Raw genomic sequence first — 25,943 nt, forward strand, 5'->3', positions numbered from 1 at the left:
CTATATTCGGCTGGAGCAAAGAAGTTAAGTGGGAGATTAACTGCCCGTAAACGCCCACTGATTATAGTTTCACTTTATACAGAGGGATTAGAGTAGTTTCTCTTAGAATGCCTATGATAGAATATATAAGGTGAAAGAGAGCGATTACAGATGTCAATGATAATAATGGATAATCAATAGAATGAATCAAAGAAAATAATGTGACGGAGCGTGAGAATCTTGAATGAAGTTGTACAAGTTCCTGTTACGGATGTAAAGGGAATCGGAGGAGAAACATCTGAGTTGTTACACGAGATGGGAATTTATACAGTTTCTCATCTATTAGAACATTTTCCGTACCGCTATGAAGACTATGCGATGAAAGATCTTGCTGAAGTAAAGCATGACGAGCGTGTAACGGTTGAGGGGAAAGTTCATAGTGCTCCTTTACTGCAATATTATGGGAAGAAGAAGTCACGTCTTACAGTTCGTGTTCTCGTCGGTCGTTATTTAATTACAGCTGTATGTTTTAATAGACCATACTATAAACAAAAGTTAAATTTAGATGAAACGGTAACGATTACTGGTAAATGGGATCAGCATCGCCAAACAATTGCTGTATCAGAACTGAATTTTGGACCGGTTGTACGACAACAAGAAGTAGAACCTGTATATTCAGTGAAAGGAAAACTGACAGTAAAACAGATGCGCCGGTTTGTTGCACAAGCATTTAAGGAGTATGGAGATTCTATAGTCGAAGTGTTACCAGATGGTTTGTTAAGTCGATATAAATTATTATCACGCTATGAAGCGCTCAGAGGGTTACATTTTCCAGTGGGACAGGAAGACTTAAAGCAAGCGCGTCGCCGTTTTGTATATGAGGAGTTTTTCTTGTTTCAGTTGAAAATGCAAACATTACGGAAAATGGAAAGGGAAAACTCGAAAGGGACGAAAAAGGAAATTTCATTAGTAGAATTGCAAGAGTTTACTGATGCGCTTCCGTTTCCATTAACTGGCGCACAACGCCGGGTTGTAGATGAAATAATGAAAGATATGATATCTCCGTACCGAATGAATCGATTATTGCAAGGGGATGTAGGTTCTGGGAAAACAGTTGTTGCTGCGATTGCTCTTTATGCGGCGAAATTGGCTCATTATCAAGGTGCTTTGATGGTTCCTACAGAAATTTTAGCTGAGCAACATTATCAGTCGCTCACGGAGACGTTTTCACATTTCGGTATGAAGGTTGAATTGCTAACAAGTTCTGTTAAAGGTGCGAGACGTCGAGAAATTTTGTCGAGATTAGAACAAGGAGAAGTAGACATCCTTGTTGGAACGCACGCTTTAATTCAAGACGAAGTTATATTTCATAGGTTAGGTCTCGTTATTACCGATGAACAGCATCGATTTGGTGTGGCGCAGCGCCGGGTTTTACGTGAGAAAGGTGAAAGTCCAGATGTATTGTTTATGACGGCGACCCCAATCCCGCGTACGTTAGCTATCACTGCATTTGGAGAGATGGACGTTTCTATTATCGACGAAATGCCAGCTGGTAGAAAGGTAATCGAAACGTACTGGGCAAAACATGATATGTTAGATCGTGTCCTCGGCTTTGTGGAGAAAGAGATAAAAAAAGGAAGACAGGCATATGTTATTTGCCCTCTTATTGAAGAGTCTGAGAAGCTTGATGTACAAAATGCTATCGACTTACATAGTATGCTGACTCATCATTATCAAGGGAAATGCCAAGTTGGATTAATGCATGGGAGACTATCATCTCAAGAAAAAGAAGAGATAATGGGACAGTTTAGTGAAAATAAAGTGCAAATTCTTGTGTCGACAACAGTTGTTGAAGTAGGCGTGAATGTACCAAATGCGACTGTTATGGTTATTTATGACGCGGAACGTTTCGGTTTATCACAGCTCCATCAGCTGAGGGGGCGTGTTGGGCGTGGTAGTGAACAATCATATTGTTTATTAATTGCGGACCCGAAATCAGAAACGGGAAAAGAAAGAATGCGCATTATGACTGAAACAAATGATGGATTTGTATTGTCAGAAAAAGATTTAGAGTTACGAGGTCCTGGGGATTTCTTTGGAAGTAAGCAAAGTGGTCTACCAGAATTTAAGGTTGCTGATATGGTACATGATTATCGGGCGTTAGAAACAGCAAGACAAGATGCAGCGATACTAGTTGATTCAGAAGCGTTTTGGCATAATGATCAGTATGCTTCGCTGCGTACTTATCTTGATGGGACAGGTGTGTTCCAGGGAGAGAAGCTCGATTAAAAGTAGTCTGCAAAAGTTTTTGTTGCATTCTACTTTTAATGATTATATACTACTTTTAGTACCTAGTCATAAAAATGGATGGTGCGGTATGAAAAAAAGAAGAAGTAAAAAAGAAAGACAAGAATTATTACAACAAACAATAGAAACGAATCCTTTTATAACGGATGAAGATTTAGCGGAAAAATTTCAAGTGAGCATACAAACTGTTCGTCTTGATCGTATGGAATTATCTATTCCTGAATTAAGAGAACGAATTAAGTATGTGGCTACAAAACAACATGAAGAAGATGTGAAATCTTTACCGTTAGAAGAGGTTGTCGGAGAAATTATTGATATAGAATTAGATAGACATGCGATTTCTATCTTTGAAGTAAAGGTAGAACATGTATTTAAAAGAAATCAAATTGCTCGTGGGCATCATTTGTTTGCACAAGCAAACTCACTAGCTGTTGCGGTTATTGATGAAGAATTAGCTTTAACTGCAAAGTCCACCATTCGATATATTCGTCCTGTAAAATTAGGAGAGCGTGTTGTTGCAAAAGTACGTGTTGAAGATGTAGAGAATGATAAAGGACGGACGGTTGTCAAAGTGCGTAGTTTTGTTGGAGAAGAACTTGTCTTTACAGGCACTTTTGAAATGTATCGATCTAGTAATTATAGTGAGGAAGGTAACAACTTATGAAAATCGCAATAGATGCAATGGGCGGCGATCATGCACCAAAGGCTGTAGTATTAGGAGCAATGAAAGCTATTAAGGAATACTCAGATTTACATATTACGTTAGTAGGGAAAGAAGAGGGAATTCGTCAATATTTAACGAGTGAAGAGCGAATTACTATACTTCATACGGACGAAAAAATTGAATCGACAGACGAACCAGTAAGAGCGGTTCGTCGAAAAAAACAAGCTTCAATGGTACTAGCGGCGCAGCAAGTAAAAGACGGCGTAGCGGATGCTTGTATATCAGCAGGTAGTACAGGAGCTTTGATGGCAGCTGGATTGTTTGTTGTTGGTCGTATGGAAGGAATTGAACGACCAGCTTTATCACCTACAATGCCAACTGTTGATGGAGAAGGTTTTGTTATGTTAGATGTTGGAGCCAACGTTGATGCAAAACCAATTCATTTATATCAATATGCAGTAATGGGCTCTGTTTACGCAGAGAAGGTAAGAGGAATTAAAAATCCACGCGTTGGACTTTTAAACGTTGGAACAGAGGATGGTAAAGGAAACGAGCTTTCAAAACAAGTCTTTGCTATGCTCAAGGATGCACCAATTAATTTCGTTGGAAACGTTGAATCAAGAGATTTATTGCAAGGTGTAGCAGACGTTGTTGTATGTGATGGTTTTACGGGTAATGTAGCGCTAAAATCATTAGAAGGAACAGCACTTGCGTTATTCTCTATGTTAAAAGAACAATTAATGAGTTCGTTTACGAGCAAATTAGCAGCAGCGGTATTAAAACCAAAACTTATGGTATTGAAAGATAAAATGGATTATTCGGAGTATGGGGGAGCGGCGTTGTTTGGATTGAAAGCTCCTGTCATTAAGGCTCACGGTTCTTCTAATGACCAATCGATATTTAGTGCGATTCGTCAAACGAGAGAAATGGTAGCGAAAGAAGTAATTCCTACAATTTCAAGTGTAATGGAGAAGGAGCCGCTTCAATAAGAGGAGGATTTGAAATGGGAAAAATAGCATTTCTTTTTCCGGGCCAAGGTTCACAGGCAGTTGGAATGGGTAGACAGTTAGCGGAGAATAATAAAGAGGTTGCGAAAGTGTTTGCAAAAGCGGATGAGGTTTTGCATGATTCTCTTTCAGAAGTGATTTTTGAAGGACCGCAAGAAAAGTTAACATTAACGACAAATGCGCAGCCGGCACTATTAACAACGAGCTTTGCAATTTTAACAGCTTTGAAGGAGTATGATATTACACCTGATTTTGTCGCAGGACATAGTTTAGGTGAATATAGCGCTCTTGTAGCTGCTGGTGCATTAACATTCGAAGACGCTGTATATGCTGTAAGGAAACGCGGGGAATATATGGAAGAAGCTGTTCCAGGCGGGGAAGGTGCAATGGCAGCTATTTTAGGTGCGGATCCGGATATGCTGAAACGAGTTACAGAAGAAGTAACAAGTGAAGGATATGCAGTACAAATTGCTAATATGAATAGTACGAAGCAAATTGTTATTTCTGGAACAAAGCAAGGAGTAGAACTCGCTTCTCAAAGAGCGAAAGAAAATGGTGCTAAAAGAGCAATTCCGCTCAAAGTAAGTGGACCGTTTCATTCCTCGCTTATGAAACCAGCTGCTGAGAAATTCCAAAGTGTTTTAAATGAAATTACAATTCAAGACACGAATATTCCTGTTATTGCAAATGTTACGGCAGATGTTATTACGCGTGGTACAGATATTCAAGCAAAGCTAATTGAACAGCTCTATTCGCCTGTATTATGGTACCCATCTATTGAGTATATGGTGAATCAAGGGGTAGATACATTTATTGAAATCGGACCTGGAAAAGTACTTGCTGGTCTTATGAAGTCGATTGATTCTTCAGTGAAAGCATATGCGGTATATGATGAAGAGACATTAAAAGATACCATTTCAAATTTGAGAGGAGAAAGCTGATGTTAAAAGGGAAAGTAGCATTAGTAACTGGTGCTTCACGTGGGATTGGTCGTGCGATTGCTATTGATTTAGCGAAACAAGGGGCAAATGTTGTAGTAAATTATGCTGGTAATGAGCAAAAGGCGAATGAAGTAGTTGATGAAATAAAGAAATTAGGTTCAGATGCCATTGCAGTAAGAGCAGATGTTGCAAATGCTGATGATGTTACTGCAATGGTGAAACAAACTGTAGATACGTTTGGACAAGTTGATATTCTTGTAAATAACGCTGGTGTAACAAAAGATAATTTATTAATGCGTATGAAAGAAGAAGAATGGGATACAGTTATTAATACAAACTTAAAAGGTGTTTTCTTATGTACGAAAGCAGTATCGCGCTATATGATGCGTCAACGTCATGGACGTATTATTAATATCGCTTCTGTTGTTGGTGTAACAGGAAACCCAGGACAAGCAAATTATGTTGCTGCTAAAGCTGGTGTAATTGGATTAACAAAAACATCAGCAAAAGAATTAGCGAGCCGAAATATTACTGTAAATGCAATTGCTCCAGGGTTTATTGCAACTGATATGACGGATGTATTAGATGAAAATATAAAAGCCGAAATGTTAAAATTAATTCCTGCAGCTCAGTTTGGAGAAGCACAAGATATCGCAAATACTGTAACGTTTTTTGCTTCTGATCAAAGTAAATATGTTACAGGTCAAACGTTAAATGTTGATGGCGGTATGGTAATGTAATAAAAGAATCGATTTCAACTAGTTTTTTTGGACAATATTTTATATAATATTTGAGGGGAGGTGAATAGAATGGCAGATGTTTTAGAGCGTGTAACCAAAATTGTCGTTGATCGTTTAGGAGTAGAAGAAACTGAAGTAGTACCAGCTGCAAGCTTCAAAGAAGATTTAGGCGCAGACTCCCTAGATGTAGTAGAACTTGTAATGCAATTAGAAGATGAATTCGAAATGGAAATTTCTGATGAAGATGCTGAAAAGATTGCTACTGTTGGCGATGCTGTGACTTACATAGAGAGTCATCTATAATGCTTAAGTGAAGTCCCGTTTTTTAACGGGGCTTCTCGGCTTATATCTGGAGGGACCTATGCCGTACCGAAAACATAGAGAAAAAAAATACGAAGCAAAATATCGTGAAGCATTTAAAGTATTTCAAGAAGAGATAGGTATTACGTTTACAGATGAAAAATTATTGATTCAAGCGTTTACGCATTCATCGTATGTGAATGAGCATCGAAAAAAACCGCATGAGGACAATGAGCGTCTTGAGTTTCTTGGCGATGCTGTATTGGAACTCACTGTATCACAGTATCTGTTTCAAAAATATCCGACAATGAGCGAAGGAGAGTTAACAAAACTACGTGCAGCTATTGTATGTGAGCCATCTCTTGTTCGTTTTGCAAACGAAATGTCATTTGGTAGCCTTGTTTTATTAGGGAAAGGTGAGGAAATGACGGGTGGACGTGAACGACCAGCTTTATTAGCGGATGTCTTTGAAGCGTTTATTGGTGCCCTTTATCTTGATCAAGGGCTAGAAACAGTTTGGGGATACTTAAAAGAAGTTGTATATCCAAAAATTAATGAAGGTGCTTTTTCTCATGTGATGGATTATAAGAGTCAATTGCAAGAATTGATTCAGCGTGATGGTAGTGGCAATGTTGAGTATCAAATTTTGCAAGAAAAAGGACCGGCCCACAACCGAGAATTTGTGTCCCGTGTAACTTTAAATAATGAGGCATTAGGTCTTGGAAGTGGTAAGTCAAAAAAAGAGGCAGAGCAACAAGCTGCTGCAGAAGCATTGAAAAAATTAAAAGAACAATCATGAGGAATCCCCCTTTGAATAAGGGGGGTTCCTTATGCATAGAATGAAACTTTCCTTTTATTTATAAATAAAAGGAGTGGGAAATCCGTATAGTAGTTTGTTTTCGTACAGACAACGTTTACAACAACGGAGAATAGGAGGAAGGCCTTTCGTGTTTTTAAAAAGATTAGAAATAGCAGGATTTAAGTCTTTTGCTGAGCGTGTATCTGTCGATTTTGTTCCAGGTGTAACTTCTGTAGTAGGACCTAACGGGAGCGGGAAAAGTAATATTACTGATGCAATTCGCTGGGTACTTGGTGAACAATCTGCAAAGTCATTACGCGGTGCAAAGATGGAGGATATTATTTTTGCCGGCAGTGATACGAGAAGAGCGGTTAATGTTGCTGAAGTTACATTAACTTTAAATAATGAAGACCAACGCTTACCGATTGAGTATAACGAGGTGTGTGTAACGCGTCGTGTATCTCGTTCGGGTGATAGTGATTTTTATATTAATAAACAATCTTGTAGATTAAAAGATATTATTGATTTATTTATGGACTCTGGTATGGGAAGGGAAGCTTTTTCGATTATTAGCCAGGGGAAAGTCGAAGAGATTTTGAGTAGCAAATCAGAAGAACGTCGTGGTGTATTTGAAGAAGCTGCGGGTGTGCTGAAATATAAACTTCGTAAAAAGAAAGCTGAAGGGAAATTGGCGGAAACACAAGAAAACTTAAATCGTGTACAAGATATTATTCACGAATTAAGTAGTCAAGTAGAACCACTAGAAAGACAAGCTTCTATTGCGAAAGATTATCTTGAGAAAAAAGAAGAATTAGAGAAAGTAGAAGCTGCGCTTATTGTACATGAAATTGAAGAATTACATGAAAAGTGGGAAGCGCTTCGAAATCAATTTGGGCATAATAAAGATGAAGAAGCTAAAATGTCGGCGAACTTACAAAAAAGTGAAGAAGAGCTTGAGGAATTACGCGGGCAATTACAAGCCGTTGATGAATCTGTAAATTCCTTACAAGAAGTTCTACTTCTGTCTAGTAAAGAACTAGAAAAACTAGAAGGGCAACGCGAGCTGTTAAAGGAAAGAAAGCAAAATGCAACGACACATTGTGCGCAGCTTGAAAAGCTAATTGTTGAGTTAACAGAGAAAACTACAAGTTATGATGGCGAAATTGAAACAAGTACAGAAGCTTTAATGCAATTTGTGAATCAAGTAAAAGAATTGGAGAAGAAATTGCATGATAACGAGCAATTACTTGCGACTTTTGCTGAGAATTTAGAGGAACAAATTGAGAATTTAAAAGGTGACTATATTGAACTTTTAAATCAACAAGCAAGTCTTCGTAATGAATTATCTATGATTGAAGAACAATCAAAACAGCAAAACTCTAAAAACGAACGACTTGATGAAGAAAATGAAAAGTATGTACAGATGCGTGTGGAAATTACAGCGAAAAAGGCGAAACTTGTAGACAGTTATGAGCAAGCGAGAGAGAAAATAGCTGGCATTATTTCTAACATACAGAAGACAGAAACGGCACTTGGGAAATGTAAGTCACAGTATAGTGAAAATGAAACGAAACTGTATCAAGCGTATCAATTTGTGCAACAGGCGCGCTCTCGGAAAGAAATGTTAGAAGAGATGCAAGAGGACTACTCTGGCTTCTATCAAGGGGTACGTGAAGTATTAAAGGCTAGAGAAAATAGACTACAAGGTATTGAGGGAGCTGTTGCAGAACTTCTGACTGTGCCGAAAGAATATGAAATCGCAATGGAAATCGCCCTTGGGGCAGCGATGCAACATATCGTAGTACAAACAGAAGAGCATGCTCGTAATGCAATTGCATTTTTAAAGCAAAATAAACATGGCCGTGCAACGTTTTTACCTCAAGCTGTTATTAAAAGCCGATCGCTATCATTTGATCAATTACGCATTGTGAATCAGCATCCATCGTTTGTCGGTGTAGCGGCAGAACTTGTGCAGTACAATAATAAATATGAGAATGTAGTTTCAAGTTTATTAGGTACAGTTGTTGTTGCGAAAGATTTACGCGGAGCAAATGAGTTAGCGAAACAACTGCAATACCGCTATCGTATTGTAACACTCGAAGGTGACGTAGTGAACCCGGGTGGTTCTATGACGGGTGGAGCTGTAAAACAGGCGAAATCCTCTTTATTGGGACGTCAACGTGAACTTGAAGAGTGGACTAAAAAACTAACTGACATGGAAGAAAAAACAACGAAGCTAGAAAACTTTGTTAAAGCAGTAAAGCAAGAGATTCAAGAAAAAGAAGTACAAATACGAGAGTTACGCCAAGGTGTAGAGACCGAACGTGTAGATGAACAGAAGCTAAGAGAAGAAATTAATCGTTTAGAATTAGATGAACATCGTATTAATGATCGTTTATCGATTTACGATTTAGAGATTGAAGGATTTTTACAAGATCAAGTAAAAATGCAAGGGCGCAAAGAAGAGTTAGAAAAGATTTTAGCGACTCTTCAAGCTGAGATTGGGGAATTAGATAGCAAAATCGTCGTTTTAACGAAACAAAAAAGTGAACAATATTCTTCAAAAGAAAAAGTTCAGAAGGAAATGACGGAGCTAAAAGTACAAGCTGCTGAACAACAACAACGTTTGTCTAATCAAAAAGAAAAAGTCGAACGATTGACGAAGGAAAAAGAAGAGACTGATGCGACGCTTGTAAAAACGAAAGAAGATTTAGCGTTCTTAAAGCAAGAGATGACATCTAATTCAAGTGGCGAAGAACAAATTACGAATATGATTGAGAAGAAAGCGTATGATCGTAATCAAACTTCGGAGTTAATTCGTTCTCGTCGTGAACAACGCGTATCATTGCAAGAAAGAGTCGAGCATTTAGAGCGCGGTGTGAAAGAAACAATAGGTAAACATAAATATATTCTTGAGATGCTGAAAGATCAAGAAGTGAAAATTAACCGACTTGATGTAGAGCTGGAAAATAGATTGCAACATTTACGTGAAACATATACTATTTCATTTGAAGCAGCAAAACTTAAGTATACAATGATGATGCCTGCAGAAGATGCACGTAAAAAGGTGAAACTAATTAAACTATCCATTGAAGAGTTAGGCGCAGTAAATTTAGGGGCAATTGATGAGTATGAACGTGTAGCAGAGCGCCATACATTCTTATTAGAGCAAAGAGATGACCTAGAAGAAGCGAAATCGACATTGCATCAACTTATTACGGAAATGGATGAAGAGATGAAAAAACGCTTTTCTACTACATTCGAAGGGATTCGAACAGAGTTTCAATCTGTATTCTCTGAATTATTCGGAGGTGGAAGAGCGGATTTAGTAATGACAAACCCAGAAGATTTACTAAATACGGGTATTGATATTGTAGCGCAACCACCAGGGAAGAAACTACAAAATTTAGGTTTACTTTCAGGGGGAGAGCGTGCTTTAACGGCAATTGCGCTCTTATTTGGTATTTTAAAAGTACGCCCAGTTCCATTCTGTGTTCTAGATGAAGTGGAAGCAGCTCTTGATGAGGCAAACGTTGCTCGTTTTGCGCAGTATTTAAAGAAATTTAGTGATGAAACGCAGTTTATTGTAATTACACACCGAAAAGGTACAATGGAAGAGTCTGATGTATTGTACGGTGTAACAATGCAAGAGTCAGGGGTGTCGAAGCTTGTTTCTGTTCGTTTAGATGATGGCGAAGAACTTGTTGCAAGTAGATAGGAAGGATGGGAAGTATGAGCTTTTTAAAAAAATTAAAAGAAAAAATTTCAAAACAAACGGATACGGTAACAGAGAAGTTTAAACAAGGATTAGAAAAAACGAGAAATTCATTTGCTGATAAAGTAAATGAATTAGTGTACCGTTACCGCAAAATAGACGAAGATTTCTTTGAAGAATTAGAAGAAATTTTAATTAGTGCGGATGTCGGAGTTTCGACAGTGATGGAATTAATTGATCAGTTGAAAGAAGAAGTGCAACGTCGTAACATTCAAGATCCGAAAGAAGTACAGGCTGTTATTTCTGAAAAGCTAGTGGGCATTTACAAAGGTGACAGCGATTTTAGTAATGAAGTTAATATACAAGAGGATCAATTAACAGTAGTTTTATTTGTTGGTGTGAATGGTGTGGGGAAAACGACGACGATTGGTAAGCTTGCACATAAATTTAAATCAGAAGGTAAGTCTGTCCTATTGGCGGCAGGAGATACATTCCGTGCTGGGGCGATTGAGCAATTAGAAGTATGGGGCGATCGTGTTGGTGTAGAAGTAATTAAACAAGGGTCAGGATCTGATCCAGCGGCTGTTATGTATGATGCTGTACAAGCGGCAAAGGCCCGTAAAGTGGATGTATTGCTATGTGATACAGCGGGACGCTTACAAAATAAAGTAAACTTAATGAATGAGTTAGAGAAAGTGAAGCGCGTAATTGAGCGTGAAGTACCAGGGGCTCCTCATGAAGTATTACTTGTTATTGATGCAACAACAGGGCAAAATGGTTTAAGTCAAGCGAAAACATTCCGTGAAGCCACGAATGTTACTGGTATTGTTTTAACGAAGTTAGATGGAACTGCTAAAGGTGGTATCGTCTTAGCGATTCGTAACGAAATGGATGTTCCGGTGAAATTTGTTGGGCTAGGAGAGCAAATGGATGATCTGCAACAGTTTGATCCAGAACAATATGTTTATGGTTTGTTTGCGAACGTAGTAGAAACAGAAGAAGTGTAAGTGAAAGAAGCGGTATTTCCGCTTCTTTTTTTATAAAAATATGTGATGTTAAGAAAAAAACTTGACACTCTTTTATACTCCATGTAAACTAAGTCATGTAAAGGGAAATCACTTAACAAAGGATGATCCAACATGCTCGAGAAAACAACGAGAATGAACTATTTATTTGATTTTTATCAATCGTTGTTAACGCAAAAACAAAGAAGTTATATGTCGCTTTATTATCTAGATGATTTATCTCTTGGTGAAATTGCGGAAGAATTTGATGTAAGTCGCCAAGCCGTGTATGATAACATTAAACGGACTGAAGCGATGCTTGAAGAATATGAAGATAAATTAGTATTACTTCAAAAGTTTCAAGAGCGACAGCGACTTGTTGCAAAGCTAAAACAGCTAATCAGCGAAGAAGAGCATGTAAATGAAGAAATGAAACAAGTTGTTGAAGCTATCGAAAAATTAGATTAGGAGGGCGGCAATATGGCATTTGAAGGATTAGCCGACCGACTTCAACAGACAATGCAAAAAATCCGCGGCAAAGGAAAAGTTTCTGAAGCCGATGTAAAAGAAATGATGAGAGAAGTTCGTCTAGCTCTTTTAGAAGCGGATGTTAACTTTAAAGTAGTAAAAGATTTTATAAAGCGTGTGTCTGAGCGTGCTGTCGGACAAGATGTAATGAAAAGTTTGACACCTGGACAACAAGTAATTAAAATCGTACAGGAAGAACTTACAGAACTTATGGGCGGAGAGCAAAGCAAAATTGCTGTTGCTAATAAGCCACCTACTGTTATAATGATGGTTGGTCTGCAAGGTGCGGGTAAAACAACGACGACAGGTAAGCTTGCAAATTTGCTTCGTAAAAAGCATAATCGTAAACCGATGCTTGTTGCAGCGGATATTTACCGTCCAGCAGCGATTAAACAGCTTGAAACATTAGGGAAGCAATTGGACATGCCTGTTTTCTCCTTAGGAGATCAAGTAAGTCCGGTTGAAATTGCGAAACAAGCGATTGCGAAAGCAAAAGAAGATCATCACGATTACGTTTTAATCGATACAGCGGGTCGCCTGCATATTGATGAAGAACTAATGGGTGAATTAGCGAAAGTCAAAGAAGTTGCGAAACCGGATGAAATTTTCCTTGTTGTCGATGCGATGACAGGACAAGACGCGGTAAATGTAGCACAAAGTTTCCATGAACAGTTAGGATTAACAGGTGTTGTATTAACGAAATTAGATGGTGATACGCGCGGTGGTGCGGCATTATCTATTAAGGCTGTAACAAATACACCAATTAAATTTGCTGGTATGGGTGAAAAACTAGATGCAATTGAAGCGTTCCATCCAGAACGTATGGCATCCCGTATTTTAGGGATGGGCGACGTCTTAACATTAATTGAAAAAGCGCAAGCTACAGTTGATGAAGAGAAAGCAAAAGAACTTGAGCAAAAAATGCGTACGCTTTCGTTTACGCTTGACGATTTCCTAGAACAACTTGGACAAGTGCGTCAACTTGGACCGCTTGACGAATTGTTAGGAATGCTTCCTGGTGCAAATAAAATTAAAGGGCTGAAAAATGCACAAGTTGATGAAAAACAAATTGGGCATATTGAGGCAATTATTCGTTCTATGACTAAAGTAGAACGAGAACAACCGGAAATAATCAATGCTAGTCGTAAAAAGCGCATTGCCAAAGGTAGCGGTACAACGGTACAAGAAATCAATCGTCTAATCAAGCAATTTGATGATATGAAAAAAATGATGAAGACGATGACGGGAATGCAAAAAGGTAAGAAAAAAGGACTAGGTGGATTGAAGTTTCCATTCATGTAAGGAAAAAAGATGGCTCTGTTAAGAAAAAATACTTTACAAAGCAATAGTCTTTTTGCTAATATAATTATCTGTGTGAAATAAATTCGGAGGTGCTTTATAAATGGCAGTTAAAATTCGTTTAAAACGTATGGGAGCTAAAAAAACTCCTTTCTATCGTGTAGTTGTTGCAGATTCTCGTTCTCCTCGTGACGGACGTTTCATTGAGGAAATCGGTACTTACAATCCGGTTGCTCAACCAGCGGAAGTTAAGATCAACGAAGAAGCAGCATTAAAATGGTTAGGAAATGGTGCTAAACCATCTGATACAGTTCGTAACCTTTTCTCTAACCAAGGTATCATGGAGAAATTCCACTTATCTAAACTAGGTAAGTAATTGAGGCAATGACAATGAAAATGTTAGTCGAGACAATTGTTAAACCTCTTGTGGATCATCCTGGAGATGTAAAAGTTACACAGGAACTTTGCAACGGAGAAATAAAGTATCGATTAACTGTACATCCTGAGGATGTTGGAAAAGTCATTGGAAAGCAAGGGAAAGTTGCGAAAGCGATTAGAATGCTCTTGTATTCAGTGGGACATCATAATGATGAGAACGTCACACTGGAAATTCAATAAACGTAAAAAGGGCGAGGAGTTATTTCCTCTCCCTTTTTTAACATTTAAAGAGAAATTGCATGTTCCATATATAAAATGGAAATGCTTAATTTATATAGAAACCAGGGGTGACATACTATTTATGACAAAATGGTTTAATGTAGGGAAAATTGTAAATACTCATGGCGTAAAAGGAGAAATTCGTGTTATTTCTCGTACTGATTTTCCAGAAGAGCGATATAAAGTAGGGAACACGTTATACATATGGGATGAGAAAGGTACAGACTATCTTACAGTGAAGGTAACTTCTCATCGTCAACATAAGACATTTGATTTATTAACACTTGAAGGATACAACAATGTAGATGAAGTAGAGAAGTTAAAAGGTTCTTTAATAAAAGTACCAGAAGAGCAGTTAGGCGAACTAGCTGAAGGTGAATACTACTACCATGAAATTATTGGTTGCAACGTTGTAACGGAAGAAGGAGAAGCGTTAGGGACAATCAAAGAGATTCTATCTCCTGGTGCGAATGACGTTTGGGTGATTAAACGTCCAAAGGGTCAAGATTTGTTAATTCCTTATATTGATGACGTTGTACTTCAAGTTAACATTGAAAATAAATTAGTAACCATTCATGTAATGGAAGGGCTACTATAATGAAAATTGACATTTTAACATTGTTTCCAGATATGTTTACGGGTGTATTTGGTTCTTCAATTTTAAAGAAAGCACAAGAAAAAGAAGCGGTAGAGCTTCGTGTTGTCAATTTTCGTGAGTATACAACTAGTAAGCATAATAGTGTAGATGATTATCCGTATGGTGGGGGCGCTGGTATGGTATTAACCCCACAGCCTATCTTTGACGCAGTAGAAGAGTTAACGAAGGAAACAGACCGTAAGCCGAGAATCGTCTTAATGTGTCCACAAGGAGAGCGTTTCACGCAGAAGAAGGCAGAAGAACTTGCTGGAGAAGAGCATGTTATTTTTGTATGTGGCCATTATGAAGGATACGATGAACGAATTCGTGAGCATCTTGTAACAGATGAGATTTCTATTGGGGATTACGTATTAACGGGTGGAGAATTGGCTTCTATGGTAGTCACTGACAGTGTTGTACGTCTTTTGCCAGGAGTGCTTGGGAATCAAACGTCACAAGTGGAAGACTCTTTTAGCACAGGTTTGTTAGAACACCCACATTATACACGTCCTGCTGATTTTCGTGGTATGAAGGTACCGGATGTACTAATGTCAGGAAATCATAAAAACATTGATGAATGGCGCCATAAAGAGTCACTACGTCGTACGTACACACGTAGACCGGATTTACTGGAAGAACGAGAATTATCTAAGCAAGAAGAGAAATGGCTGGAACAGATTAAAGAAGACCGATAAGGGCTTGATATATTTTCTATTGCAACAGTCCTAGCAATATGCTATTATAACATTTGTGCTACTGAAATCAGTAGCCGTATTAACGATGTTCCGCTGTAATTTAATAAGACTTTATAAGAGCATCTGTTTAAAGGAGAGAATTTAATATGCAACAATTAATCACAGAAATCACAAAAGGCCAATTGAAAACTGACCTTCCTTCATTCCGTCCTGGAGACACTTTACGTGTACACGTAAAAGTAGTTGAGGGAACTCGTGAAAGAATTCAGCTTTTCGAAGGTGTTGTAATTAAACGTCGTGGTGGCGGAATCAGTGAAACATTCACAGTTCGTAAGATTTCTTACGGTGTAGGTGTTGAGCGTACATTCCCAATTCACACGCCAAGAATCGCGAACATCGAAGTACTTCGCCGTGGTAAAGTACGTCGTGCTAAGTTATACTACTTACGTAACCTTCGCGGTAAAAAAGCACGTATTAAAGAAATTCGATAAGACATGTATGGGAGCTTGTAAATACACAAGCTCCCTTTTTCCAATCTATATGAAATTTTGGTATAATACGAGCAGCTTACATAACAGTGGAGGGGAAAGTATGAAGAAAGAGAAGAGCTCACTTTGGGAATGGATCAAAGCAATTTTGATTGCTGTTGTATTAGCGGGCGTAATTAGACAGTTTTTCTTTGCCCCAATTCTCGTAGACGGTGTATCGATGTCGCCGACTTTACATGACCGTGATCGAATGATTGTTAATAAAATTGGCTATCACATAGGTGATCCCAAACGCTTTGATATTATTGTATTCCGAGCGACGGAAGAAAAAGATTATATTAAGCGTATTATTGGCCTGCCAGGCGACGAAATCGAATACCGTAATGATAAACTATATGTTAACGGGAAACCTTATGAGGAGCCGTATTTAGATAAGCAGAAAAAACAACTTGCTGACGGACCGCTTACATATGATTTTACTCTTGAAGAAATGACAGGAAAGAAAACTGTTCCAGAAGGTCAATTATTTGTTTTAGGCGATAATCGTCGTTTTAGTAAAGATAGCCGTTCGATTGGTACAATTTCAATGGACCAAGTGATTGGTAAAGCAAATATGCTATATTGGCCGTTAAAAGATGCACGTATTGTGAAATAAAAGAAAAAGAAGGTGGCAACATGGTAATTCAATGGTTCCCAGGACATATGGCAAAGGCTAGACGCCAAGTAACAGAAAAATTAAAGTTAATTGATGTTGTAATTGAGCTTGTAGATGCTCGATTACCTTTATCTTCTCGTAATCCAATGATTGATGAAATTATTACACATAAACCAAGGCTTGTTGTTTTAAATAAAGCGGATATGGCGGATGATCGTCTTACAAAGCAGTGGATTGCATATTTTGATGAAAGAGGTCAAAAGGCAATTTCAATTAATGCGCAAGCTGGACAAGGTATGAAAGAAATTGCAGCAGCTTGTAAAGTTCTTGTCAAAGAAAAATTCGATAAAATGGTTGCTAAAGGCATTAGACCAAGAGCAATTCGTGCTTTAATTGTAGGTATTCCAAACGTTGGTAAATCTACACTAATTAATAAATTAGCGAAGAAGAATATAGCAAAAACAGGAGATCGTCCTGGTGTGACAACGGCCCAGCAGTGGATTAAAGTTGGGAAAGAAATGGAATTATTAGATACACCAGGTATTTTGTGGCCTAAATTTGAAGATGAATTAGTTGGTCTTCGTTTAGCGACGACTGGTGCAATTAAAGATTCTATATTAAATCTACAGGATGTAGCTATTTATGCGTTACGTTTTATGGAAAAACATTATCCAGAACGTTTAAAAGAGAGATATAATTTAAATGACATTCCAGAAGAAATTGTGGAGTTATTTGATGCAATTGGAAAAAATAGAGGTTGCTTAATGGGCGGCGGAATGATTGATTATGATAAAACATCTGAGCTTATACTTCGTGAGCTTCGTGGTGGAAGATTTGGAAAAATGACGTTTGAAACACCAGAAGAGTTTGCAGAGCAGGTAGAAGATGCGGAAAAAGTAGAAGAAGTATAAGACGTGCGTTTGTACGTCTTTTCTTTTTGGTTACGTTTAAAAGGAGTGTAAATAGATGCAAAAAATGACTATTCATGAAGCGGAATGTTTGCTGCAAGAAATTATGAATGAAGAAGACGAGCGTTTTCAAATGTTAGTGAAAGATGAGCGAAAAGGTGTTCAAAAACTAATTTTGAAGTGGTATAAACAAAAAGAGTTAGCGCAAAAAGAAAGAGAAAAATTTCTAGAAATGTCAAAGTACGAAAATGAGTTACGTGAAAAAGGGCTCACATACATTGCTGGTATTGATGAAGTGGGGCGTGGGCCGTTAGCAGGACCGGTTGTGACGGCGGCTGTCGTCCTTCCGGAAGATTTTTATATTCCAGGATTAAATGACTCGAAAAAATTAAGTGAAGCGAAACGTGAGCGTTTTTATGATGAAATTAAAGAGCATGCAATTGCGATTGGAGTTGGAATTATATCACCACAAGTTATTGATGAAATAAATATTTATCAAGCGACGAAGCAAGCGATGTTAGATGCCGTTGCTAATTTATCATGTACACCAGAATATTTATTAATCGATGCGATGAAGCTTCCTACATCAATTCCGCAAACATCAATCATTAAAGGTGATGCGAAAAGTGTCTCTATTTCAGCTGCATCTATTATTGCGAAAGTGACGAGAGACCGCATGATGAAAGAGTTAGGAGGAAAGTATCCTGCATATGGATTCGAACAACATATGGGATATGGGACGAAACAGCATTTAGAAGCGATTGAAGTACATGGAGTATTAGAGGAACATCGAAAATCATTCGCGCCAATTAAAGATATGATTCAAAAATAAGCTGTATATTCACAGCTTATTTTTTATTTTGGTATATAAACATTATTATTTTCGAAAAAGAATAAAGCGATTTCAGTTTTCTGACACTTTATTGTAGACAGCGTGCCAATCATCTTATACAATGGCAATGTAATGTTTTTTAAACATTAAAAAACTTTTCGAGTAAAACAGGAAAACAGGGGAGGATGGGACCATGAATATCCATGAGTACCAAGGTAAGGCAGTCCTTAGAAGCTATGGGGTTAGCGTTCCGAACGGGAAGGTTGCATTTACAGTAGAAGAAGCTGTAGAAGCAGCGAAAGAATTAGGAACGGAAGTATGTGTAGTTAAAGCGCAAATTCACGCTGGTGGACGCGGCAAAGCTGGCGGTGTAAAAGTTGCGAAAAATTTAGAAGAAGTTCGTACATATGCAGAAAGCATTTTAGGAACTACACTTGTGACGCATCAAACAGGTCCTGAAGGTAAGGAAGTAAAACGCTTACTTATCGAAGAAGGTTGCGATATTAAAAAAGAATATTATGTAGGTCTTGTATTAGATCGTGCAACTTCTCAAGTTGTTTTAATGGCATCTGAAGAAGGTGGAACAGAAATTGAAGAAGTAGCAGAAAAAACGCCTGAAAAAATCTTTAAAGAATATATTGATCCAGCAGTAGGTTTACAAGGTTTCCAAGCGCGTAGAATCGCGTTTAACATCAATATTCCAAAAGAACTTGTAGGACAAGCTGTGAAGTTTATGATGGGCTTATACAGTGCGTTTATCGAAAAAGATTGCTCTATCGCTGAGATTAATCCACTTGTTACAACAGGTGACGGTAAAGTTATGGCGTTAGATGCAAAATTAAACTTTGATTCTAATGCGTTATATCGCAATAAAGATATTTTAGAACTTCGTGATCTTGAAGAAGAAGATTCAAAAGAAATTGAAGCTTCTAAATATGACTTAAACTACATTCCTTTAGATGGAAATATCGGTTGTATGGTTAATGGTGCAGGTTTAGCAATGGCTACAATGGATATCATTAAACATTACCATGGTGACCCAGCTAACTTCTTAGATGTTGGTGGCGGCGCAACAGCTGAAAAAGTTACAGAAGCATTCAAAATTATCCTTTCTGACAAAAATGTAAAAGGTATCTTCGTTAACATTTTTGGTGGCATTATGAAGTGTGATGTTATCGCAGAAGGTGTTATTGAAGCGACGAAGCAGGTAGGTCTTGAGTTGCCTTTAGTTGTACGTCTTGAAGGTACAAACGTAGAGCTAGGAAAGAAAATTTTAAATGAGTCTGGTTTAAATATTGTTGCAGCAGAATCTATGGCAGACGGTGCACAAAAAATTGTTTCACTAGTGGGCTAATAGAAAGCGGGGGAGAAAAATGAGCGTATTAGTTAATAAAGATACAAAAGTTATTGTTCAAGGTATTACAGGTTCTCAAGGGTTATTCCATACAAAGCAAATGATTGAATACGGTACGAAAATTGTAGGTGGTGTAACACCAGGTAAAGGTGGCACTGATATTGAAGGCGTACCAGTATTTGATACAGTAGAAGATGCTGTGAAAGCAACAGGCGCAAACGCTTCAGTTGTATACGTTCCACCCGCTTTTGCGGCTGATGCAATTATGGAAGCTGTTGATGCAAAGGTTGATTTAGTAGTATGTATTACTGAAGGAATCCCTGTATTAGATATGGTAAACGTAAAGAGATATATGGCGGGTAAACATACACGTTTACTTGGACCAAACTGCCCTGGTGTCATTACACCTGACGAATGTAAAATTGGTATTATGCCAGGATATATTCACAAAAAAGGTCATGTTGGTATCGTATCTCGCTCTGGTACATTAACGTATGAAGCTGTACATCAGTTAACGCAAGAAGGTATTGGCCAATCTACTGCTGTAGGTATCGGGGGAGACCCTGTTAACGGTACGGACTTTATTGATGCGTTAAAAGCATTTAATGAAGATGAAGAAACGCATGCTGTAATTATGATTGGTGAAATCGGCGGTACGGCAGAAGAAGAAGCAGCAGAATGGGTACAAGCTAATATGACAAAACCAGTTGTAGGCTTCATTGGTGGTCAAACAGCGCCTGAAGGCAAACGTATGGGTCATGCTGGGGCGATCATTTCTGGCGGCAAAGGAACTGCTGCTGAAAAGATTAAAACAATGGAAGCTTGTGGTATTAAAGTAGCGGAAACACCAGCTGTTATGGGTGAAACATTAATCTCTGTTTTAAAAGAAAAGGGATTATTTGAGACTTGTAAAAACTACTAATCTTTTTGAAAGACACCTTCTTATTAGAGGGTGTCTTTTTACACATTTTTTGTTTACATAATAAAAATTATGGGTAAGGAGAATTGAGATGAAAAGAGAACGTTTATTGCACCTTCATTACATGTTGGCGGATCATTGGAAGGCGATGGAGAGACTACTATATGTTGATCCAGAACTGAAGGGAATATACACTTTTAGTCCGGAACAATTTGAATATTACGCTGGAATATCCTCGGAAAAATCTTTAGAACTAGTAAATTTTCTTCAAATTTCAAATCTCCAACAATATGTATCCCAGTTAGAAAAAAAGAGAATATTTTATATAACAATATGGGATAAGGACTATCCACAATTACTGCGAGAAATACAAGATCCCCCTTTTGTTTTATACGGAAAAGGAGAAAGAGATTTTCTAAATAAAGTAAATAAATTAGCGATTGTTGGAACGAGAGAACCGTCTTTATATGGAAAGGAGAGTATGAAGTTTATTTTACAACCTTTACTTGAAAAAGAATGGCTTATTGTTAGTGGTTTTGCAAGAGGGATAGATACAATTGCTCATGAAGTTACAGTAAGGCAGCATTGCCCGACCATTGCAATATTAGGACACGGATTATCTTATATGTATCCAAAGGAGAATAGAGGTTTGTATGACACGTGGAAAGATTATATATTGTTATTGACAGAGTATCCGCCTCATTATGTGCCGAAAAAATGGTATTTCCCAAAAAGAAATCGAATTATTAGCGGTATAAGTAAAGGTGTTTTAGTTGTAGAAGCAAAAATTACTGCAGACCTTGCGCTAGAACAAAATAGAGAGGTGTTTGCGCTTCCTGGACCTATATTTATAGAGAGTGCAGCGGGAACGAATCATCTAATTTAACAAGGCGCAAAGCTAGTAAGAAATGCGGAGGATATCCTTGAAGAAATTTTAAATTAACCATATATTTTTATGTTTTTATTAAACAATTATTGACAAATGGTAGATTGTCGCTGTATGGTATATTCATTCTTGATTGACAAAAACAAGAGAAATCAATAAGATTGATGAAGACTTGAATCCACCTCTTAAGGAGGCACTAGCATGTCAGATTACCTCGTAATCGTGGAGTCGCCTTCTAAGGCGAAGACCATTGAAAAATATTTAGGGAAAAAATACAAAGTCGTCGCGTCCATGGGACATGTCCGCGATTTACCTAAAAGCCAAATGGGGATAGAAGTAAAGAATAACTTCACCCCGAAGTATATTACCATTCGTGGTAAGGGTCCCGTTTTAAAAGATTTAAAATCAGCGGCAAAAAAAGCAAAGAAAGTCTATCTCGCGGCCGATCCGGATCGTGAAGGAGAAGCAATTGCTTGGCATTTAGCAAATACGTTAAATGTGGACGTGGAATCAGATTGCCGAGTTGTATTTAATGAGATTACAAAAGATGCAATAAAAGAATCATTTAAATATCCTCGTGCAATTAATATGGATTTAGTAGATGCACAACAGGCAAGACGTATACTCGATCGTCTTGTTGGTTACAATATTAGTCCTTTATTATGGAAGAAAGTAAAAAAAGGATTAAGTGCAGGACGCGTACAATCTGTAGCAGTTCGTTTAATCATCGAACGTGAAAAAGAAATTCAAAGTTTTGAACCTGAAGAATTCTGGACAATTAAAACAGAATTTGTGAAAGGGAAAGACACATTTGAAGCAAGCTTTTACGGTGTAGATGGTGAAAAAGTTCAATTAACGAACGAAGCACAAGTGAACGAAATAATCGAAAAGATGAAAGACAATGCGTTTTCGGTTGAAAATGTAACGCGAAAAGAGCGAAAGCGTAACCCTGCATTACCGTTTACAACATCTTCCTTGCAACAAGAGGCAGCGCGTAAGTTAAATATGCGAGCAAAGAAAACAATGATGCTTGCACAGCAGCTGTATGAAGGGATAGATCTTGGAAAACAAGGGACTGTAGGTCTTATTACGTATATGAGAACTGATTCAACACGTATCTCAGAAACAGCTCAAACAGAGGCTCGTGATTACATTACTGAGGCGTTTGGTGCGGAATACATAGGAACAGAGAAGAGGAAAGAAACGAAAAAGTCGAAAGCACAAGATGCGCATGAGGCGATTCGTCCTACTTCGGTAATGAGAAAGCCAGAGGAACTAAAAAGTTTCTTAAGTCGTGATCAACTCCGTTTGTATAAACTGATTTGGGAGCGATTTGTTGCAAGTCAAATGGCATCTGCTATAATGGATACTGTTACAGCGAAACTCATTAATAACAATGTTCAGTTCCGTGCAAGTGGATCAGTTGTAAAGTTCCCAGGATTTATGAAAGTGTACGTAGAGTCGAAAGATGATGGTGCGGAAGAAAAGGATAAGATGTTGCCACCGTTAGAAGTAGGTGAAACTGTATTTTCAAAAGATATAGAACCAAAGCAACATTACACACAGCCTCCGCCGCGTTATACAGAGGCTCGTCTAGTAAGAACACTTGAAGAGCTTGGAATTGGGAGACCGTCTACTTATGTACCGACACTTGAAACAATCCAAAAACGAGGATACGTTGCTTTAGATAATAAACGCTTCGTTCCGACTGAGCTTGGTGGAATAGTAATCGAACTTATTTTAGAGTTTTTCCCAGAAATTATTAACATTGAATTTACTGCCAATATGGAGCAAAGCCTTGATGAAGTAGAAGAAGGAAATGCAAATTGGGTGAAAATTGTTGATGATTTCTACGTAGGATTTGAACCGCGCTTAGAAAAAGCGGAAAAAGAAATGCGTGAAGTGGAAATTAAAGATGAACCAGCTGGGGAAGACTGTGAATTATGTAGTCACCCGATGGTCTTTAAAATGGGTAAATATGGGAAGTTTATGGCTTGTTCAAATTTCCCGGAATGTCGTAATACAAAACCGATTGTAAAAGAAATCGGTGTTACTTGTCCGAAGTGTGATAAAGGGCAAATTATTGAACGCCGTAGTAATAAAAAGAAACGCCTTTTCTACGGATGCGGTACGTATCCAGAATGTGACTTTGTATCTTGGGATAAGCCGATTGGTCGTAAATGTCCGAAGTGTGAAGGTATGCTCGTAGAGAAAAAGTTAAAAAAAGGCGTGCAAGTACAATGTATTTCGTGTGATTATGAAGAAGAACAACAAATGTGAGCGTAACTGCTCACATTTTTTTCGGGAAGAAAAGGAAAGGTGATATATATGACAACACAAGTAGTAAACGTCATTGGCGCAGGTCTTGCAGGAAGCGAAGCAGCTTACCAAATTGCAAAGCGTGGTGTCCAAGTAAAATTATATGAAATGAGACCAGTAAGGCAAACACCAGCTCATCATACAGATAAATTTGCTGAATTAGTATGTAGTAACTCACTTCGTGCAAACACATTAACAAATGCTGTTGGTGTTATTAAAGAAGAAATGCGTCTAATGGATTCTGTCATTATTCGTGCAGCCGATGAGTGCTCTGTACCAGCAGGAGGTGCTTTAGCTGTAGACCGTCATGAATTCGCGGCGAAAGTGACTGAATATGTGAAAAATCATCCGAACGTAACTGTAATGAATGAGGAAATCACTGAAATTCCAGAGGGACCAACTGTTATTGCGACAGGTCCACTTACGTCTCCTGATCTTTCTGCACAATTAAAAAAACTAACAGGTGAAGATTATTTTTATTTCTATGATGCTGCCGCGCCAATCGTTGAGAAAGACAGCATTGACATGAATAAAGTATATTTAAAATCCCGTTATGATAAAGGTGAAGCGGCATATTTAAACTGTCCAATGACAGAAGAAGAGTTTGATCGTTTTTATGAGGCTTTAATTGCTGCTGAGACAGTGCCTTTAAAAGAATTTGAAAAAGAAATTTTCTTTGAAGGTTGTATGCCAGTAGAAGTTATGGCAAGTAGAGGAAGACAGACGTTAGTATTTGGGCCGATGAAGCCTGTTGGGTTAGAAGATCCGAAAACAGGGAAAACACCGTATGCGGTTGTTCAGTTACGTCAAGATGATGCAGCAGGAACATTATACAATATTGTAGGCTTCCAAACACATTTAAAGTGGGGGCCACAAAAAGAAGTGTTACAGCTAATTCCAGGACTAGAAAACGCAGAGATTGTACGTTATGGTGTAATGCATCGTAATACGTTTATTAATTCGCCTAATTTGCTTCGTCCAACATATCAATATAAACAACGTGATGATTTATTCTTCGCTGGTCAAATGACTGGTGTAGAGGGTTATGTTGAATCAGCAGCATCAGGATTATTAGCGGGTATTAACGCTGCTCGACTTGTACAAGGTGAAGAGCCAGTTGTATTACCACCTGTAACTGCAATGGGAAGTATGGCAAATTATATTACTGCGACAAATGCGAAAAACTTCCAGCCAATGAATGCAAACTTCGGTTTATTTACACCGTTAGAGAAGAAAATTAAAAAGAAACAAGAGCGAAATGAAGCATATGCTACACGCGCTTTGGAAACAATTCAAAATTTTGTAAATATTTAATTAAATTTCTTGCAAAGGCTACTAAGTTGTGATACGATTTAGTAGCCTTTATTGAGGTGAATTATATGGATGTGAATGTGAAGAAATTGTTACAATTATTCGTTGGATATTTACAAATTGAAAGAAATTATTCAAAATATACAATTGCAAGTTATCAAAATGATTTAGAACATTTTGTGCAATTTATGGAGCGAGAAGGCATATCCTCTTTTTTAGATGTTACATACGCGGATGTTCGTTTATACTTGACGACGTTGCACGATCAGAAGTTAGCCCGTAAATCTGTCGCAAGGAAAGTATCAAGCTTACGAAGTTTATATCGTTTTTTGATGCGTGAAGGTTATCAAAAAGATAATCCGTTTGCACTTGCGTCACTTCCCAAGAAAGAATTGTCAATCCCAAAGTTTTTATATGCTGAAGAGTTAGAGGAATTGTTTGAAGTTTCTGATACAGGGGCACCATTAGGTCAAAGGAATCAAGCTTTATTAGAGTTGATGTATGCAACTGGGATTCGTGTAAGCGAATGCGTTAATTTGCAACTTACCGACATTGACTTTGCAGTGGGAACAATTTTAGTGATGGGAAAAGGGAAAAAACAAAGATATATTCCGTTCGGAAGCTATGCACAAGATGCTTTAATTACTTATATAGAGAACGGGAGAAAACAGTTAGCTCAAAAGACTGAAGAACAATCTCATATGGTATTTTTAAATGCGAAAGGTAAGCCGTTAACAGATCAGGGTGTACGTTATGTTTTGAACGAACTCATTAAGAAAGCTTCACTTACAATGCGGATAAGTCCCCATATGTTAAGGCATACATTTGCTACACATATGTTGGATGAAGGAGCGGATTTACGTACTGTGCAGGAGCTATTAGGTCATGAGAATTTGTCAACCACACAAATTTATACGCATGTCTCTAAAGAAAGATTGCGTTCTGTGTACATGAAGCATCACCCGCGGGCATAAATTGCTTTTAAGGCTATAAAAACAT

At 37.9% G+C, this 25,943-nt stretch carries 25 protein-coding genes; all 25 read left to right on the top strand.

Annotated elements, in window-relative coordinates; genetic code table 11:
• Window positions 1-219 precede the first annotated feature (219 nt).
• The 25 genes from recG (at window position 220) to xerC (ending at window position 25,918) form a co-directional block, all read left to right on the top strand.
• Window positions 220-2,268 carry an ATP-dependent DNA helicase RecG gene (gene recG, locus BG05_RS12635; protein ID WP_003190964.1) on the top strand — a complete coding sequence of 683 codons (2,049 nt, stop codon included), beginning with the start codon at window positions 220-222 and terminating at the stop codon, window positions 2,266-2,268.
• An 88-nt stretch (window positions 2,269-2,356) separates the two neighbouring features.
• Window positions 2,357-2,950: a transcription factor FapR gene (gene fapR / locus BG05_RS12640; protein WP_002185063.1), complete on the top strand. Its 594-nt coding sequence runs from the start codon at window positions 2,357-2,359 to the stop codon at window positions 2,948-2,950.
• On the top strand, window positions 2,947-3,939 hold the full coding sequence (gene plsX, locus BG05_RS12645; RefSeq protein WP_002128828.1) for a phosphate acyltransferase PlsX: 993 nt from the start codon (window positions 2,947-2,949) through the stop codon (window positions 3,937-3,939). The genes fapR and plsX overlap by 4 nt, the downstream gene beginning before the upstream one ends.
• A gap of 14 nt (window positions 3,940-3,953) precedes the next feature.
• Window positions 3,954-4,898 carry an ACP S-malonyltransferase gene (fabD, locus tag BG05_RS12650; RefSeq protein WP_002128825.1) on the top strand — a complete coding sequence of 315 codons (945 nt, stop codon included), beginning with the start codon at window positions 3,954-3,956 and terminating at the stop codon, window positions 4,896-4,898.
• Window positions 4,898-5,638, top strand: a complete 741-nt coding sequence (gene fabG / locus BG05_RS12655) for a 3-oxoacyl-[acyl-carrier-protein] reductase (protein ID WP_002014514.1) — start codon at window positions 4,898-4,900, stop codon at window positions 5,636-5,638. The genes fabD and fabG overlap by 1 nt, the downstream gene beginning before the upstream one ends.
• A 69-nt stretch (window positions 5,639-5,707) precedes the next feature.
• Window positions 5,708-5,941 carry an acyl carrier protein gene (acpP, locus tag BG05_RS12660; RefSeq protein WP_002014515.1) on the top strand — a complete coding sequence of 78 codons (234 nt, stop codon included), beginning with the start codon at window positions 5,708-5,710 and terminating at the stop codon, window positions 5,939-5,941.
• A 58-nt stretch (window positions 5,942-5,999) separates the two neighbouring features.
• Window positions 6,000-6,737: a ribonuclease III gene (gene rncS / locus BG05_RS12665; protein ID WP_002033792.1), complete on the top strand. Its 738-nt coding sequence runs from the start codon at window positions 6,000-6,002 to the stop codon at window positions 6,735-6,737.
• A gap of 148 nt (window positions 6,738-6,885) precedes the next feature.
• Window positions 6,886-10,455 carry a chromosome segregation protein SMC gene (smc, locus tag BG05_RS12670; RefSeq protein WP_002014517.1) on the top strand — a complete coding sequence of 1,190 codons (3,570 nt, stop codon included), beginning with the start codon at window positions 6,886-6,888 and terminating at the stop codon, window positions 10,453-10,455.
• Between the two features lie 14 nt (window positions 10,456-10,469).
• Window positions 10,470-11,459, top strand: a complete 990-nt coding sequence (gene ftsY / locus BG05_RS12675) for a signal recognition particle-docking protein FtsY (protein WP_002185064.1) — start codon at window positions 10,470-10,472, stop codon at window positions 11,457-11,459.
• A gap of 132 nt (window positions 11,460-11,591) precedes the next feature.
• Window positions 11,592-11,924, top strand: a complete 333-nt coding sequence (locus BG05_RS12680; protein ID WP_000891061.1) for a putative DNA-binding protein — start codon at window positions 11,592-11,594, stop codon at window positions 11,922-11,924.
• 12 nt (window positions 11,925-11,936) lie between these two features.
• Window positions 11,937-13,286, top strand: coding sequence for a signal recognition particle protein (gene ffh, locus BG05_RS12685; protein WP_002014519.1), 1,350 nt, complete (start codon window positions 11,937-11,939; stop codon window positions 13,284-13,286).
• Between the two features lie 100 nt (window positions 13,287-13,386).
• Entirely contained in the window at window positions 13,387-13,659 is a 273-nt protein-coding gene (gene rpsP / locus BG05_RS12690) for a 30S ribosomal protein S16 (RefSeq protein WP_002185065.1), read from the top strand.
• Between the two features lie 14 nt (window positions 13,660-13,673).
• The gene (locus tag BG05_RS12695; protein WP_002088196.1) at window positions 13,674-13,901 is read left to right on the top strand and encodes a KH domain-containing protein; all 228 of its coding nucleotides are present in this window, start codon (window positions 13,674-13,676) and stop codon (window positions 13,899-13,901) included.
• 121 nt (window positions 13,902-14,022) lie between these two features.
• Complete coding sequence (rimM, locus tag BG05_RS12700; RefSeq protein WP_002014521.1) at window positions 14,023-14,538, top strand: ribosome maturation factor RimM; 516 nt, start codon at window positions 14,023-14,025, stop codon at window positions 14,536-14,538.
• Window positions 14,538-15,272 (top strand): tRNA (guanosine(37)-N1)-methyltransferase TrmD, encoded by a 735-nt coding sequence (trmD, locus tag BG05_RS12705; protein ID WP_002014522.1) that lies wholly within the window; start codon window positions 14,538-14,540, stop codon window positions 15,270-15,272. Before rimM ends, trmD begins: the two co-directional genes overlap by 1 nt.
• Window positions 15,273-15,418: 146 nt before the next feature.
• Entirely contained in the window at window positions 15,419-15,763 is a 345-nt protein-coding gene (gene rplS / locus BG05_RS12710) for a 50S ribosomal protein L19 (RefSeq protein WP_002185067.1), read from the top strand.
• A 100-nt stretch (window positions 15,764-15,863) separates the two neighbouring features.
• On the top strand, window positions 15,864-16,415 hold the full coding sequence (gene lepB, locus BG05_RS12715) for a signal peptidase I (protein ID WP_002066791.1): 552 nt from the start codon (window positions 15,864-15,866) through the stop codon (window positions 16,413-16,415).
• 20 nt (window positions 16,416-16,435) lie between these two features.
• Window positions 16,436-17,326, top strand: a complete 891-nt coding sequence (gene ylqF / locus BG05_RS12720) for a ribosome biogenesis GTPase YlqF (RefSeq protein WP_002128821.1) — start codon at window positions 16,436-16,438, stop codon at window positions 17,324-17,326.
• 55 nt (window positions 17,327-17,381) lie between these two features.
• Complete coding sequence (locus tag BG05_RS12725; protein WP_002014527.1) at window positions 17,382-18,155, top strand: ribonuclease HII; 774 nt, start codon at window positions 17,382-17,384, stop codon at window positions 18,153-18,155.
• A 193-nt stretch (window positions 18,156-18,348) separates the two neighbouring features.
• Window positions 18,349-19,509 carry an ADP-forming succinate--CoA ligase subunit beta gene (sucC, locus tag BG05_RS12730; protein WP_002014529.1) on the top strand — a complete coding sequence of 387 codons (1,161 nt, stop codon included), beginning with the start codon at window positions 18,349-18,351 and terminating at the stop codon, window positions 19,507-19,509.
• Window positions 19,510-19,528: 19 nt separating this feature from the next.
• Window positions 19,529-20,431, top strand: coding sequence for a succinate--CoA ligase subunit alpha (gene sucD / locus BG05_RS12735; protein WP_002033796.1), 903 nt, complete (start codon window positions 19,529-19,531; stop codon window positions 20,429-20,431).
• Between the two features lie 88 nt (window positions 20,432-20,519).
• Window positions 20,520-21,314, top strand: a complete 795-nt coding sequence (gene dprA / locus BG05_RS12740) for a DNA-processing protein DprA (protein WP_003190974.1) — start codon at window positions 20,520-20,522, stop codon at window positions 21,312-21,314.
• Window positions 21,315-21,515: 201 nt separating this feature from the next.
• A complete protein-coding gene (gene topA, locus BG05_RS12745) occupies window positions 21,516-23,594 on the top strand; it encodes a type I DNA topoisomerase (RefSeq protein ID WP_002088184.1) in 2,079 nt (692 codons plus the stop codon).
• Window positions 23,595-23,642: 48 nt separating this feature from the next.
• Window positions 23,643-24,947 (top strand): FADH(2)-oxidizing methylenetetrahydrofolate--tRNA-(uracil(54)-C(5))-methyltransferase TrmFO, encoded by a 1,305-nt coding sequence (gene trmFO / locus BG05_RS12750; RefSeq protein ID WP_002066796.1) that lies wholly within the window; start codon window positions 23,643-23,645, stop codon window positions 24,945-24,947.
• A 71-nt stretch (window positions 24,948-25,018) separates the two neighbouring features.
• The gene (xerC, locus tag BG05_RS12755) at window positions 25,019-25,918 is read left to right on the top strand and encodes a tyrosine recombinase XerC (protein ID WP_078175468.1); all 900 of its coding nucleotides are present in this window, start codon (window positions 25,019-25,021) and stop codon (window positions 25,916-25,918) included.
• The last annotated feature ends 25 nt before the right edge of the window (window positions 25,919-25,943 follow it).

It is taken from the genome of Bacillus mycoides (assembly GCF_000832605.1).
Taxonomy (GTDB): Bacteria; Bacillota; Bacilli; order Bacillales; family Bacillaceae_G; genus Bacillus_A; species Bacillus_A mycoides.